Annotated in this window: 14 protein-coding genes; 12 read left to right on the forward strand and 2 right to left on the reverse strand. The window is 32.8% G+C overall.

Annotated elements, in window-relative coordinates; genetic code table 11:
* Positions 1–161: 161 nt before the first annotated feature.
* Together ligA and QLQ94_RS14065 are read left to right on the forward strand one after the other, a co-directional pair.
* The gene (ligA, locus tag QLQ94_RS14060; protein WP_271337150.1) at positions 162–2,168 is read left to right on the forward strand and encodes an NAD-dependent DNA ligase LigA; all 2,007 of its coding nucleotides are present in this window, start codon (positions 162–164) and stop codon (positions 2,166–2,168) included.
* Positions 2,155–2,850 carry a lysoplasmalogenase family protein gene (locus tag QLQ94_RS14065; RefSeq protein WP_271337151.1) on the forward strand — a complete coding sequence of 232 codons (696 nt, stop codon included), beginning with the start codon at positions 2,155–2,157 and terminating at the stop codon, positions 2,848–2,850. The genes ligA and QLQ94_RS14065 overlap by 14 nt, the downstream gene beginning before the upstream one ends.
* Here the strand turns inward: QLQ94_RS14065 and QLQ94_RS14070 are convergent.
* On the reverse strand, positions 2,836–3,747 hold the full coding sequence (locus tag QLQ94_RS14070; protein ID WP_271337152.1) for a bifunctional metallophosphatase/5'-nucleotidase: 912 nt from the start codon (positions 3,745–3,747) through the stop codon (positions 2,836–2,838). The two genes, QLQ94_RS14065 and QLQ94_RS14070, sit on opposite strands and share 15 nt — an antisense overlap.
* Positions 3,748–3,888: 141 nt before the next feature.
* Complete coding sequence (locus tag QLQ94_RS14075) at positions 3,889–4,668, reverse strand: 5'-nucleotidase C-terminal domain-containing protein (RefSeq protein ID WP_271337153.1); 780 nt, start codon at positions 4,666–4,668, stop codon at positions 3,889–3,891.
* A gap of 47 nt (positions 4,669–4,715) precedes the next feature.
* Here QLQ94_RS14075 and QLQ94_RS14080 point away from each other — a divergent pair, with 47 nt between their 5' ends.
* The 10 genes from QLQ94_RS14080 (at position 4,716) to coaE (ending at position 14,294) form a co-directional block, all read left to right on the forward strand.
* The gene (locus QLQ94_RS14080) at positions 4,716–5,228 is read left to right on the forward strand and encodes a DUF6913 domain-containing protein (protein ID WP_271337154.1); all 513 of its coding nucleotides are present in this window, start codon (positions 4,716–4,718) and stop codon (positions 5,226–5,228) included.
* A gap of 16 nt (positions 5,229–5,244) precedes the next feature.
* Positions 5,245–6,126 carry a 4-hydroxy-tetrahydrodipicolinate synthase gene (gene dapA, locus QLQ94_RS14085; protein WP_271337155.1) on the forward strand — a complete coding sequence of 294 codons (882 nt, stop codon included), beginning with the start codon at positions 5,245–5,247 and terminating at the stop codon, positions 6,124–6,126.
* Between the two features lie 136 nt (positions 6,127–6,262).
* Positions 6,263–7,057 carry an outer membrane protein assembly factor BamD gene (locus QLQ94_RS14090; protein ID WP_271337156.1) on the forward strand — a complete coding sequence of 265 codons (795 nt, stop codon included), beginning with the start codon at positions 6,263–6,265 and terminating at the stop codon, positions 7,055–7,057.
* Positions 7,058–7,066: 9 nt separating this feature from the next.
* Entirely contained in the window at positions 7,067–7,387 is a 321-nt protein-coding gene (locus QLQ94_RS14095; protein ID WP_089350958.1) for a DNA-directed RNA polymerase subunit omega, read from the forward strand.
* A 9-nt stretch (positions 7,388–7,396) separates the two neighbouring features.
* Positions 7,397–8,614 (forward strand): bifunctional phosphopantothenoylcysteine decarboxylase/phosphopantothenate--cysteine ligase CoaBC, encoded by a 1,218-nt coding sequence (gene coaBC / locus QLQ94_RS14100; protein ID WP_427402264.1) that lies wholly within the window; start codon positions 7,397–7,399, stop codon positions 8,612–8,614.
* Between the two features lie 68 nt (positions 8,615–8,682).
* Entirely contained in the window at positions 8,683–9,567 is an 885-nt protein-coding gene (gene porD, locus QLQ94_RS14105) for a type IX secretion system protein PorD (protein WP_482497537.1), read from the forward strand.
* A gap of 52 nt (positions 9,568–9,619) precedes the next feature.
* On the forward strand, positions 9,620–11,272 hold the full coding sequence (recN, locus tag QLQ94_RS14110) for a DNA repair protein RecN (RefSeq protein ID WP_427402266.1): 1,653 nt from the start codon (positions 9,620–9,622) through the stop codon (positions 11,270–11,272).
* 108 nt (positions 11,273–11,380) lie between these two features.
* Positions 11,381–12,571: an enoyl-ACP reductase FabV gene (gene fabV / locus QLQ94_RS14115; RefSeq protein WP_427402267.1), complete on the forward strand. Its 1,191-nt coding sequence runs from the start codon at positions 11,381–11,383 to the stop codon at positions 12,569–12,571.
* 126 nt (positions 12,572–12,697) lie between these two features.
* Positions 12,698–13,696, forward strand: coding sequence for a glycosyltransferase family 2 protein (locus QLQ94_RS14120; protein ID WP_271337198.1), 999 nt, complete (start codon positions 12,698–12,700; stop codon positions 13,694–13,696).
* Position 13,697: 1 nt separating this feature from the next.
* The gene (gene coaE / locus QLQ94_RS14125) at positions 13,698–14,294 is read left to right on the forward strand and encodes a dephospho-CoA kinase (protein ID WP_482497540.1); all 597 of its coding nucleotides are present in this window, start codon (positions 13,698–13,700) and stop codon (positions 14,292–14,294) included.
* Positions 14,295–14,296 lie beyond the last annotated feature (2 nt).

The raw sequence follows: 14,296 nt of genomic DNA on the forward strand, positions 1-14,296 counted from the left end.
CTTTTTAAGAATAATGGGCAAGAAGAAAATCAAGCTGCATCGTTTTGCAGCTTGATTTTTGATTTTATAAAAGTTTTGGTTTTTACTGTTTTTGAACAAAAATAATCCTAATTTTGATGTTCAGTTATTCTAAATCACAACCTCCAGTATTTTTATATTATATGAGTATTCAAGAAACCATTCAGACTTTAAGAGACGAACTTAATCAACACAATTACAACTATTATGTGTTAGATAATCCCACAATTTCTGATTATGACTTTGATATAAAACTAAAAGAACTTCAGGATTTAGAGAATAAACACCCTGAATTTTTTGATGAAAACTCACCAACACAAAGAGTAGGAGGAACCATAACGAAGAATTTTAAAACGATTGCACATCAATACAGAATGTATTCTTTAGATAATTCTTATTCTAAAGAAGATTTGCTCGATTGGGAAAACAGAATTCAGAAAGTGCTGGGTAATGTAGATTTACAATATACCTGCGAATTAAAATATGACGGAGCATCGATCAGTATTACCTACGAAAATGGTAAATTGGTACAAGCCTTGACCCGTGGAGATGGATTTCAGGGAGATGATGTTACCAATAATATTAAAACCATAAAATCGATCCCGTTACAATTAAAAGGAAATTACCCGGAGCGATTTGATATTCGAGGCGAAATTATATTGCCTTTTGCAGGTTTCGAAAAAATGAACCAGGAATTAATCGAAATAGGAGAAACACCTTATTCGAACCCAAGAAATACAGCATCCGGAAGTTTAAAATTACAAGACAGTGCCGAGGTCGCAAAACGTCCCTTAGAATGTTTATTGTATTTTGTAACCGGAAATAATTTGCCATTCTCATCTCAGTTTGAAGGTTTGGAATCTGCCAGAAAGTGGGGATTTAAAGTTCCTGGAGAAGCAAAATTGGTCAATAGCATGCAGGAAGTTTTTGACTTCATTGATTATTGGGACCTACACAGACATAATTTACCATATGAAACAGATGGAGTAGTTGTAAAAGTAAACAGCATACAGCATCAGGAAGAATTAGGGTATACCGCAAAATCACCACGTTGGGCAATAGCTTATAAATTCAAATCAGAACAAGTCTCTACCATTTTAAATTCGATCACTTATCAGGTTGGCCGTACCGGAGCAATAACGCCCGTAGCAAATTTGGCACCCGTACAATTGGCAGGAACGATTGTAAAAAGAGCCTCTTTGCACAATGCAGATCAAATAGAGAAATTAGATATCAGAATAAATGATACCGTTTTTGTTGAAAAAGGAGGAGAAATTATTCCAAAGATAATCGCCGTAGATTTAGAGAAACGTCCAGAAAATTCAGAACCAACCAAATACATCACACATTGCCCGGTTTGTGAAACCGAGTTGAAAAGAAATGAAGGAGAAGCCAACCATTATTGTCCTAATTTTTACGGATGTCCACCACAAATTATAGGCAGAATCCAGCATTATATTTCAAGAAAAGCAATGGATATTGAAGGTCTTGGCGGCGAAACAGTGGCATTGCTTTACAAGAACGGTTTAGTTCATAACTATGCTGATTTATATGAGTTGAAAGTAGAAGATATTTTGCACTTAGACAGAATGGCAAAAAAATCTGCTGAAAACTTAGTAAATGGTGTCGAGAAATCTAAAGAAATTCCGTTCGAAAGCGTTCTTTTTGCTTTAGGAATTCGTTTTGTTGGAGAAACAGTCGCTAAAAAATTAGCCAAGCATTATAAAAATATCGATGCACTAAGTCAGGCATCCCTAATGGATTTGATTCTGGTAGATGAAATAGGAGAACGAATCGCTAAAAGCGTAATAGAGTTCTTTGAAAATGAAGAAAATCAAAAAATTATTCAACGATTAAAAAGTTATGGAGTTCAGTTCGAGATTGTAGAAAAAGTCAATCCAAACGCTACAGACAAATTCATTGGAAAAACATTTGTAGTATCAGGAGTTTTTAGCCAGTTTTCAAGAGATGAGCTAAAGAAAACCATAGAAGATAATGGAGGTAAAGTAGGAAGTTCGATTTCAGCAAAAACTGATTTCGTAGTAGCCGGAGATAATATGGGACCTGCAAAATTAGAAAAAGCCAATAAATTAAATATTCCTATCTTGTCAGAAGAAGATTTTATAAACAAAATAAATGAAAGCGAATAAACCGTCTTTGATTTTATTCTTTTTAGCCCTGCTTTGTACAATCATTTTTGATTGGACGGAGCAGGATTTTTTTGCACTATATGCCAAAGCAATAGTATTGCCGGCAATCTTTATTTATTTTTTGATAAGCAATGAGTTTAAAATAGGAAAAACCGAAACGCTAATTTTTATTACCTGTTTTATAGGTCAGGTCTTTGATTTGATGGATGTCGAAATTTCTGAGATTGGTGGGGTAGTGTGCTTCTTGATCGTATACCTTTTAATCATAAAACTTTATATACACGAGCATGAAAAAATACAACTGCAGAGAAAAGATATTTTACCCGTTTCTATCGTCGTAATATTTATAGCATACTTATTAATATCAGTCCTAAGCCTGCAATTTGATAATATTAAAAAGTTTCACGGATTGTATATTTTCTACGGGATCGTATTAAGTATTTTAAGTTATTTTTCGTTCGTAAACTATATAACAAAAGGAACACATATAACACTGTTAATGTCATTGATGGCCATTTGCTACATATTTTCGGATATTTTCTATATTTTCAATGAATACTTTTCCTATTCCGTGGTTCTCGTTATAATTCGCGATGTAACACAAATTTTGGCTTATTTCTTTATGGTAGAATACTTTCTCGAAAAAGCCAAAATTCATAAAAAGTTATTACACAATAATTGATCTCCCTTGGTTACTGTGCGCTTTGTCCTTATCAAAATAGAAATCTATTCGCCCTAAATTAATACCATAACAACCCACCTGATTCACCAATACATCCTGCCCCGCTTTATTCTTTACAATAGTTGGTTTATCCAGAAAAGTATGAGTATGTCCGCCAATAATCAAATCAATATCCTGAGTTTGCTCCGCTAATTTTAAGTCACAAATTTTAGAAGCATCATCTTTGTATTTGTATCCTATGTGCGACAGGCAAATCACCAAATCACATTTTTCCTCTTTTTTCAATAATTGCGTCATGTCCTGAGCAACTTCTACCGGATCATTATAAACAGTTTCCTTATAGTTTAGTTTGTCTACTAAGCCCGCAAGCTCAATACCTACACCAAAAACACCAACCTTAATTCCGTTTTTATTAAAGATTTTGTACGGTTTTACAAGACCATCCATTACAGTATTCTTAAAATCATAATTTGAATTAATAAATTCAAAAGTTGCATGAGGCATTTGAGCATACAATCCATCTAGACCATTGTCAAAATCATGATTTCCAATAGTCGATGCATCATATTTCATCATACTCATCAGCTTGAACTCAAGTTCACCACCATAATAATTAAAGTAAGGCGTTCCCTGAAAAATATCCCCGGCATCTAATAAAAGCACATTTGGATTTTCCTGACGAATAGTTTCTATAAGTGCCGCTCTGCGAGATACACCACCTTTGTTTGGATTACGGGGATCATCAGCAGGAAAAGGATCGATGTGACTGTGAACATCGTTAGTATGTAGAATCGTTAAGTGTTTAATATCGTTAGTTTCAAAACTGCTTAATGACAAACCTAAACTTAATAAGGCAGTACTTGCAGCTGTTTTTTCGATAAATTCTCTTCTTTTCATTTTGTATGTTTTTTGCGAAAACGCTTATAATTTTGCTAATAAAAGATTTTTTTTGATACTAATTCAGTTCAAATTAGTGTTTCGTTTACCAGATAGAATTAGTGTAAATTCCTGTAATTTGTGGCAAACTTTTTTTGATTTTTATTCTTCCGTAATTCTGATATCTTTTGCCACCGGAATAGTATCAACAGATTTAAAATAATCAATCAATACATTTCGAAGCTTATAGTTCAAATCAAATTTCTCAACACCTTTTGCGAAAAAAGTCATGCTGTCACCACCATTCGCCAGATAATCATTCGTAGCTACATAATATATCTTGTTAACATCAAGAGGTTTTCCCTGAATCAGAATGTTTTTTGCAGTATTATCTTTTGCTATCGTAAAAGTCATTCCTGATAAAGGATGAGGCTTTTTCTCCTTAATAATATAAGCAGTCATTTCCAGAATTTGTTCTCCTTTTAAAGCTATGACAACAAGATTGTTTTCAAATGGCATAATTTCATACGCAGTTCTAGTAGTAACATTTCCTTTAGGAAGGATGGCACGAATTCCGCCATGATTTAAAAAACACAGATCGATGCTTTTTTTCTCACGAGCTTTAAAAACGATATTTCCTCTTTCTACACAAACATCAGCCAATAAGTTTCCAATACTCGTTTGCCATTTCCCCGTACTCTTGTCAAGAGTTTCAGGACAATAGGCCAAAACGCTGTCTAAATCCTTATTGATATGATCGCGATAAGGTTTAATAAAATTTTCGATTGCAGGAGTTTCTGCATCTTTCTCCGTGATTGGAAGTTGTTTTCCTTCTATCTTCGTCAGATTGTAGTTTTTCTGACTGCAAGAAGTTATAAAAAAAAGTGTTAAGAATATAACAAAAAGTTTTAAAAATCCGTTATACTTTTTTAGTTTTACCATCTTAAATGCGACTTAAATAATTAATTTTGTAATCTGGCAAAAGTACTATGTTTTTAAATTATATAAAGGAATTTTTTGTAAAAAAATCATTAAAAAATAGCCTCGATAATGTTAAAAAGGAAGTATTTACCAGTAATATACAAACAATTGGTTTACTGATTGATGAAAGTAGTTTTCAGCATTCAAAACAACTCGTTAACGAACTTGTTTTGCAGGGGATAGCTCCTGAGAACATAAAGATTGTTGCGTATAGAAGTAAATTTAAAGAAAAACAAACCTATTTGATCCCTACTTTTGGTAAAAAACATATCAATTGGAACGGAGAGATTGCAACGGTTTTTTTAAATGAATTTATTGAAACAGAATTTGATCTTTTGATAAGTTATTACAGCATCGAAACAGGTATTTTGATGATGATAACCAGCAAATCAAAAGCGAAGTTTAAAGTGGGATTTGCAGCCGTAGATAAAAATTTGAATCGATGGATGATCAACACCACTATAGAGAATTATAAACTTTTCGTTACTGAATTGTTTAAGTATTTAAAGAGTTTAAAATAAAAATATAAATTAGAATATGCAATCATTAATAGGAACCGGTGTTGCGCTAGTCACTCCATTCAAAAAAGACTTTTCAGTAGATATTCAGGCTTTACAACGCATCGTTAATTTTTCGATAGACGGAGGAGTAGAATATCTTGTAGTTATGGGTACAACAGCAGAAAATGCTACCTTGACACAAGCCGAAAAAGAATTGGTTATTACTACTGTAATCGATACCAATAAAGGAAGATTGCCTTTAGTTCTTGGAGTTGGAGGTAATAATACCATGCAAATAGTTGAGGAATTAAAAACTGGGGATTTTTCAGCTTTTGAAGCCATACTTTCTGTTTCTCCTTATTATAACAAGCCAACACAAGAAGGAATATATCAGCATTTCAAAGCCATAGCCGAAGCTTCTCCAATTCCTGTAATTTTATACAATGTTCCCGGAAGAACATCAAGCAATATGTTGCCCTCTACGGTAATTCGTCTTGCAAATGATTTTGAGAATGTTGTAGCAATAAAAGAAGCAGCAGGAGATGTGGTACAGGCGATGCAATTGATTAAAAATGTACCAAAAGATTTTCTTGTAATTTCAGGAGATGATATGATCGCATTACCAATCGTTTTAGCAGGTGGAGCAGGAGTGATTTCAGTGATTGGACAAGGTTTTCCGAAAGAATTTTCAGAAATGATTCGCTTGGGATTAAATAAAAAAGTAAATGAAGCGTTTAAAACCCAATACTTTTTGTCAGATTGTATTGATATGATTTTTGAGCAGGGAAATCCTGCCGGAATCAAGCAAGTTTTTCAAGCCCTTGGTATTGCTGACAACACAGTGCGTTTGCCGTTAGTAAGCGTAGATGATTCATTGGCAAACAGGTTGAATGAATTTGTAAAAAACAGCATAAAATAACAGTGAGATTGCCGGTATTTTAATATACCAAAAAATATTTTGTAGTAGCTAAATTAATAACTAAATTTGCCACCGGAACTTCGGTGTGATTTTGCTTTGGCATAATTGTCTAAGAAATCATAATAAAAGTAAGAAAATGAAAAAAATAGTATCTCTATTAATTGTTGTTGTCCTTTTTTGTTCTTGTAGTGAATATCAAAAAGCATTGAAAAATGAAGACGTTGCAGCAAAATTTGAAGTGGCAACCAAGATGTATGAAGCTGGAAAGTATTCGAAAGCCATACGTCTTTTTGAACAATTAGCTCCTTCGTATAGAGGAAAGCCTCAGGCAGAGAAACTGTTTTATATGTTTTCGCAATCTTACTATAAATCAAAACAGTACTATTTAGCAGGTTACCAGTTCGAAAGCTTTGTTTCGGGGTATCCTCGTAGTGAGAAAGTACAGGAAGCTGCATTTTTAGGAGCATTCAGTTATTCAAAATTAGCTCCGGTTTATAGTTTAGATCAAACAGATACATTAAAAGCCTTAGAGAAATTTCAGGCCTTTATAGATAATTACCCAAACTCAGAATACATTGCTCAGGCAAATGAAGTTGTGAAAGTTTTGAATGGTAAACTAGAGAAAAAAGCATACGAAAATGCAAAAGGATACAATACCATATCTGATTATAAATCGGCATTGATTGCATTTGATAACTTTATCGCTGATTATCCGGGAACACCTTTTAAAGAAGATGCCCTGTTTTATAAATACGATTCAGCATATAAATTGGCAATAAATAGTGTTCCTTCAAAAATGGAAGAACGTTTAAATGTTGCAAAAGTAGCATATGCTAACTTAATTAAGTTTAATAGCGCTACAAAATACAAAAAAGAGGCAGAAGAAATGAATGCCAGAGTTGAGACAGATTTACAAAAATTTACTAAATAAAATAAAGTCATGGATTTAAAAAAGACGAATGCTCCTGTAAATACAATAACTTACAATAAAACAGTTATTGAAGAGCCAACAGGAAATGTGTATGAAGCAATTACCATTATGGCTAAAAGAGCAAATCAAATTAATTCTGAAATTAAAAAAGAATTAACTGAGAAATTAGAAGAGTTTGCTACTTATAATGACAGTCTTGAAGAAGTTTTTGAAAATAAAGAACAAATTGAAGTTTCTAAATTTTACGAAAAATTGCCTAAACCACACGCTTTAGCAGTTCAGGAGTGGTTAGACGGTAAAACTTACCACAGAAGTTCAAATAATAAATAATATAGTATAATGTCAGTTTTAAACGGGAAGAAAATTTTGCTGGGAGTTTCTGGCGGAATTGCAGCGTATAAAACAGCCTCATTAGTACGACTCTTTATAAAAGCAGGTGCACATATCCAAGTGATAATGACACCTGCTTCTAAGGATTTTGTAACCCCACTTACGTTATCTACGTTATCAAAAAATCCTGTACATTCTAATTTCTTTAATCAGGATGATGAAGACGCTGTTTGGAACAATCATGTTGAATTGGCACTTTGGGCTGATCTAATGTTAATTGCTCCTGCGACAGCCAATACGTTATCTAAAATGGCAACTGGAAATTGTGATAATCTTTTAATTGCAGCCTATTTATCTGCTAAATGTCCTGTTTATTTTGCTCCGGCAATGGATTTGGATATGTACAAGCATCCATCGACTTTATCTAATTTTGCTGCTTTAAAACAGTTCGGAAATGTAATGATTCCTGCTGAAAATGGAGAGTTAGCAAGTGGTTTATCCGGTGAAGGCCGAATGGCTGAACCTGAAAATATTATTGCTTTTCTTGAAGCAGATCTGGAGAGTAAATTACCCCTAAAAGGAAAAAAAATATTAATTACTGCCGGACCAACATACGAAGCAATAGATCCTGTACGTTTTGTAGGAAATCATTCTTCAGGAAAGATGGGTTTTGATATTGCTAACCAAGCCGCTAATTTAGGAGCGCAGGTTATTTTAGTATCCGGACCAACCCACTATAAAGCAAAGAATACTTTAATTCAGGTGATTGATGTAGTTTCGGCCCAGGAGATGTATGATGCCTGTCATTTATATTTTAATGACGTTGATGTTGCTATTGCAGCAGCAGCCGTAGCAGATTACCGACCTAAAGTTGTAGCTTTACAAAAGATTAAAAAAGCATCAGAAGAATTCTCGATAGAACTCGAAAAAACAAAAGATATTTTAGCATCACTCGGCACAATCAAAAAGAATCAATTTTTAATTGGATTCGCTTTAGAGACTGAAAATGAAATTGAAAATGCTAAGTTGAAAATTCAGAAAAAAAACTTAGATTTGATTGTTTTAAATTCCTTACAAGATAAAGGAGCCGGTTTTAAAAAAGAAACCAATAAAGTAACTTTTATTGATCGAAATTTTAAAATTGAACCAATGGAATTAAAAACAAAAGAATCTGTTGCAGTTGATATTTTAGAGAAAGTGATTTCGCATTTTTCGAAATCATCATGATTTAGAATAAAAACTAAAAGCAAGGATAGTAAATTCTATTGCGTGCTAAATCAAATATTATCTTTCGTATGAATAAAATAGTTACTCTTTTAGTATTTTTAATTTTTGGCTTCGCACAAGCACAACAGCTAAATTGCACAGTAACCATTAATACAGAAAGGTTGCCTAATCCTAATCAGCAAGTTTTTAAGACACTTCAGACATCATTGTCTGAATTTGTAAACAAAACAGACTGGACAGGTTCAATCCTGAAGCAAAACGAGCGAATCAATTGTTCAATGTATATAACATTGTCATCAAATAATTCAGATCAGTTTTCAGGAACAATCCAGATACAATCGTCACGATTAATTTATAATTCTACATATTCGTCCCCTGTTTTAAATTATAACGATAAAGATTTTAATTTTAGATACACAGAGTACGAACCATTATTGTTTAATCCAAGTACATTCGATTCAAACTTAGTATCTGTGATTTCTTTTTATAGTTATATGATTTTAGCTATGGATGCTGATACGTTTCAGATGACAGGAGGAAATCCGTATCTTGAAACAGCCCAAAATATTGCAAGTGTTGCCCAACAAGGCGGATCAAAAGGCTGGAGCCAGTCTGATGGAGTTCAGAATCGTTATTATTTAATAAATGATATGACCTCGCCAATGTATAGTGATTTACGTCAGACAATGTTTGAGTACCATAGAGGTTTAGATGGTATGAGTCTGGATTTAAAAGCATCCAAAGAAAAAGTGAAAGCTGCAATAATGATTCTTGGACGATTGAACTCAGTTAAGCCAAATGCCTTTTTGACAAGAGTGTTTTTTGATGCAAAATCAGACGAAATCGTTTCTATATTCTCAGCAGGCCCAAGCATTCCGGTAGGCGATTTGACAGATATGCTTAATAAAGTCTCGCCTTTAAACTCTACTAAATGGTCACAGATTAAATTTTAATTAATTTTCAGATTACTTTCTTTAATAATTTTTATACTTACACAATTCCCTTATGATAACGTCCTTGTCGATTAAAAACTATGCCCTGATTGAAAAACTCACAATCGATTTTTCAAAAGGTTTTTCTATAATTACAGGTGAAACAGGTGCAGGTAAATCTATTATATTAGGTGCAATAGGATTGGTTTTAGGAAAAAGAGCCGATTTAACTTCATTAAAAAATAAAGAGGAAAAATGTGTTATTGAAGCCCATTTTGAAATCTCTAAATACAACTTAAAAGAATTTTTTGAAGCAAATGATCTTGACTACGAAGATGACACCATTATTAGAAGAGAAATTTTACCATCAGGAAAATCTCGTGCTTTTATTAATGATAGTCCCGTAAATCTTCAGGAATTACAAGATTTGAGTTTGTTTTTGATTGATATTCACTCACAGCAGCAAACACAGGAGCTTTCTGACGAAGGTGTTCAGTTTAAGATAATTGATGCTATTGCGAATAATTTTGATACCATTCAATCTTATCAAAAAGAATTAAAATCTTATAAATCAGATAAAACAAAACTTAATGCTTTATTAAAAAAACAAAGTGATTCAGGAAAAGAACAGGAATATAACACCTTTTTATTGAATGAATTGGTTAGTGCTAAGCTGAAATCAGGAGAACAAGAAGAATTAGAGGCTGATTACGAAAAGTTAAACAACGTTGAAATTATAAAAGAAGCGATTGATAAATCAATTGTTATTGCTAATGAAGAACAATTTGGAGTTTTTCATAATCTAAATGAAATAAAAGCTTCATTGCAAAAAATCGCACCTTTTTCTCCCGAGTATCACAATATTTTTGAGAGAATTGTAAGTTTAGCAATAGAATTTGATGATGTTTCAAGAGAAATGCAAAATTCATCTGAAAAATTATTAAATGATCCAGCACAATTAGAACTAGTAAGTCAAAAATTGCAATTAATCTATAATTTACAAAAAAAGCATCAGGTAACTACTGTCGATGAATTAATTGAAATTCAGGCTAATTTAGGAAATGTGCTTCTTGAGTTAGATAATATAGAAGAAGAGATCGCGCTTTTATCAAAATCAATAGAGCAAAAAGGAATTAAGTTAGATGCTTTTTCAGCAACAATTCATCAAAACAGAACCAAAGCGATTCCAGTTCTGTCTCAAAAATTAATTTCGATTTTAGAAACTTTAGGAATGCCAAATGTTCGTTTCAATATGGAGCTTTTGCCATCAGAAACATACTTTCAAAACGGAAAAGACGAATTACAATTTTTATTCTCTGCCAATAAAGGAACTGATTTTGGATTATTGAAAAAAGTGGCATCTGGAGGAGAAATGTCTCGTATTATGTTAGCTGTTAAAGCAATTTTAGCGCAATATTCAAAATTACCAACTTTAATCTTTGATGAAATCGATACCGGTGTTTCCGGAGAAATTGCTATTAGAATGGGAGAAATCATGAAAGAAATGAGTGCAACAATGCAAATTTTTGCTATTACCCATTTACCGCAAATAGCGGCCAAAGGAGATTCTCATTTTAAAGTTTTTAAATCTACAGTTGATGATGATACCCAATCAGAATTAAAGCTTCTGTCTCAGGACGAAAGAGTTATGGAAATTGCTCAAATGTTATCAGGAGCAGTTGTTTCAGATTCGGCTTTAAATCATGCTAAAGCCTTGTTGAACTAAAGAAATAATTTATATTTGTCAACTCAAAGCTAATTAAACAAACGTAAATAAGTTAGTCATTTATCGCAACGATAAAATTAACCCAATCAACGCATAAACAATAAAAATATGATTATAGAACCTAGAATGAGAGGATTTATTTGCTTGACTGCACATCCAAAAGGCAGTGAGCAAAATGTTAAAAATCAAATAGAATATATAAAATCAAAAGGGCCAATTGCCGGTGCAAAAAAGGTATTAGTTATTGGTGCTTCAACAGGTTTTGGATTAGCTTCAAGAATAACAAGTGCTTTTGGATCTGATGCTGCAACTATTGGAGTATTTTTTGAAAAACCACCAGTTGAAGGTAAAACAGCTTCGCCAGGTTGGTATAATTCTGCTGCATTTGAAACAGAAGCTCACAAAGCAGGTTTATATGCAAAAAGTATCAATGGAGATGCTTTTTCAAATGAAATAAAAAGACAAACTCTTGATTTAATCAAGGCAGATTTAGGTCAGGTTGATCTTATAATCTATAGTTTAGCTTCACCAGTTCGTCAACATCCGGTTACAGGAGTTTTGCACCGTTCAGTTTTAAAACCAATCGGACAAACTTTTACCAATAAAACAGTAGATTTTCATACAGGAAATGTTACAGAAGTTTCTATTGCTCCCGCGACAGATGAAGATATCACTAATACTATTGCAGTAATGGGTGGTGAAGACTGGACAATGTGGATCGACGCATTAAAAGCTGAAAATTTATTAGCAGAAGGTGCTACAACAGTTGCATATTCTTATATCGGACCATCATTGACAGAAGCAGTTTACCGTAAAGGTACAATTGGTCGTGCAAAAGATGATTTAGAAGCTACAGCATTCTCAATTACTGATAGTTTGAAATCAATAGGAGGAAAAGCTTATGTTTCTGTAAACAAAGCATTAGTAACACAAGCGAGTTCTGCAATTCCTGTTATTCCTTTGTATATTTCACTTTTATATAAAATTATGAAAGAAGAAGGGATTCATGAAGGTTGTATTGAGCAAATCCAGCGTTTGTTTAAGGAAAGATTGTACTCAGGTTCAGATGTTCCTGTAGACGAAAAAGGCAGAATCAGAATCGACGATTGGGAAATGCGTGAAGATGTTCAGGCAAAAGTAGCAAAACTTTGGTTAGAAGCTACTACTGAAACATTACCTGCAATTGGAGATTTAGCAGGATATAGAAACGATTTTTTGAATCTTTTTGGATTTGAATTTGCAGGAGTGGATTACAATGCAGACACAAATGAAGTTGTTGAAATCGAAAGTATCAAATAGATAAAGAAATTATAATAAAAGAGAAAAACCATCAACCAAAAGTTGATGGTTTTTTTATGAATATAACATACCTTTGTTAAAATTTTGAAATTTAAATATTACCACTCTAATACCGCATATCCCGTTATGATTTTTTCTTTAATTATACCCGTGTATAATCGTCCGGATGAAGTTGATGAACTTTTAGAAAGTTTATCAAAATCTGACTATAATGAAGCTTTCGAAATTGTTCTTGTCGAAGACGGATCTTCAATTCCTTGCAAAGATGTTGTGATGACCTATCAGGGAAAATTGAATATTTCATATTATTTTAAAGAGAATTCAGGACCTGGAGACTCAAGAAATTTTGGAATGCAGAAAGCACGTGGTGATTATTTCATCATTTTTGATTCAGATTGTATCATTCCGCCAAATTATTTGTCAGAAGTCCGAAAAGCATTAAACGCAGATTATGTGGATTGTTTTGGAGGACCCGACAAAGCATTGGATAGTTTTTCTGATATTCAGAAAGCTATTAATTTTGCAATGACCTCCTTTCTTACCACCGGAGGAATTCGTGGTGGCTCTGAGAAGATTAATAAGTTTCAGCCCAGAAGTTTCAATATGGGAATTTCAAAAAAGGCATTCGAAGCATCAAAAGGATTTGGAAACATACATCCCGGAGAAGACCCGGATCTTTCGATACGTTTGTGGAATTTAGGTTTTGAGACCAGACTATTCCCCGAAGCATATGTATATCATAAACGCAGGATAGATTGGGAAAAATTTTCTGTTCAGGTAAATAAATTCGGAATTGCCAGGCCAATTTTAAACAGTTGGTATCCGGAACATAATAAGTTAACCTTCTTTTTTCCTTCAGTATTTATACTAGGTCTATTATTAGCTTTTTTACTATTAATTTTTAATATTGATCTGTTATTACAATTATATTTTGTATATTTCGTTATAATTTTTCTTACAGCAAGTATTCAAAATAAAAGCGTTAAAATTGGATACTTGTCAGTAATTGCAGTATGGAAGCAGTTTTATGGATATGGAACGGGATTTTTAAAATCATTCATAAAAGTTATTCTTTTAAAGAAAAAACCACAAGAGGCTTTTCCTCGTATGTTTTTTAAAGTGTAATATGACTAAAGTTATTGGCTTAACAGGCGGAATAGGAAGTGGTAAAACTACCATTGCAAAATATTTTTCAGCAATGGGAGTTCCTGTGTATATAGCTGATGATGCAGCTAAAAAAGTGATGCAGTCAGAAAGTATTATAAGTCAGATAAAAACAACCTTTGGAGATTCTCTTTTTGAAGATAAAGTTTTAAACAGAGCAAAATTGGCTGAAATTGTATTTAATAATGCCGATAAATTAGCACAACTAAATGCTATTGTACATCCCGCTGTAAAAAAAGATTTTGAATTGTGGCTGGACGAAAATAAAAAGTACAGTTACGTTCTTTATGAAGCTGCAATTTTGTTTGAAAGTGGTCGTTATAAAGAATGTGATGTAATTATAACAGTTACAGCTCCTGAAGAAATTAGAATAGAAAGAGTTGTAAAGCGGGATAATACCACACGCGAGCAAGTTTTAAGCAGGATGAAAATGCAATGGAATGATGAAAAACGCATTTCTTTAAGCAATTTTGTAATTAATAACAGTAATCTTAAAATTGCTAAAGAAGAAGTTGTTAAAATTCTTAAAATTTTAAATATAAAACAAAATCAGTCTTAAAT

This window comes from Flavobacterium sp. B114r (genome assembly GCF_056824125.1).

What these genes read in the sequence shown, in the direction of transcription:
- QLQ94_RS14080 (WP_271337154.1), top strand. Translation starts at nt 4,716, where the DNA reads ATGTTTTTAAATTATATAAAGGAATTTTTTGTAAAAAAATCATTAAAA.
- QLQ94_RS14075 (WP_271337153.1), bottom strand. Translation starts at nt 4,668, where the DNA reads ATGGTAAAACTAAAAAAGTATAACGGATTTTTAAAACTTTTTGTTATA.
- recN (WP_427402266.1), top strand. Translation starts at nt 9,620, where the DNA reads ATGATAACGTCCTTGTCGATTAAAAACTATGCCCTGATTGAAAAACTC.
- QLQ94_RS14095 (WP_089350958.1), top strand. Translation starts at nt 7,067, where the DNA reads ATGGATTTAAAAAAGACGAATGCTCCTGTAAATACAATAACTTACAAT.
- dapA (WP_271337155.1), top strand. Translation starts at nt 5,245, where the DNA reads ATGCAATCATTAATAGGAACCGGTGTTGCGCTAGTCACTCCATTCAAA.
- fabV (WP_427402267.1), top strand. Translation starts at nt 11,381, where the DNA reads ATGATTATAGAACCTAGAATGAGAGGATTTATTTGCTTGACTGCACAT.
- QLQ94_RS14090 (WP_271337156.1), top strand. Translation starts at nt 6,263, where the DNA reads ATGAAAAAAATAGTATCTCTATTAATTGTTGTTGTCCTTTTTTGTTCT.
- coaBC (WP_427402264.1), top strand. Translation starts at nt 7,397, where the DNA reads ATGTCAGTTTTAAACGGGAAGAAAATTTTGCTGGGAGTTTCTGGCGGA.
- coaE (WP_482497540.1), top strand. Translation starts at nt 13,698, where the DNA reads ATGACTAAAGTTATTGGCTTAACAGGCGGAATAGGAAGTGGTAAAACT.
- ligA (WP_271337150.1), top strand. Translation starts at nt 162, where the DNA reads ATGAGTATTCAAGAAACCATTCAGACTTTAAGAGACGAACTTAATCAA.
- porD (WP_482497537.1), top strand. Translation starts at nt 8,683, where the DNA reads ATGAATAAAATAGTTACTCTTTTAGTATTTTTAATTTTTGGCTTCGCA.
- QLQ94_RS14070 (WP_271337152.1), bottom strand. Translation starts at nt 3,747, where the DNA reads ATGAAAAGAAGAGAATTTATCGAAAAAACAGCTGCAAGTACTGCCTTA.
- QLQ94_RS14065 (WP_271337151.1), top strand. Translation starts at nt 2,155, where the DNA reads ATGAAAGCGAATAAACCGTCTTTGATTTTATTCTTTTTAGCCCTGCTT.
- QLQ94_RS14120 (WP_271337198.1), top strand. Translation starts at nt 12,698, where the DNA reads ATGATTTTTTCTTTAATTATACCCGTGTATAATCGTCCGGATGAAGTT.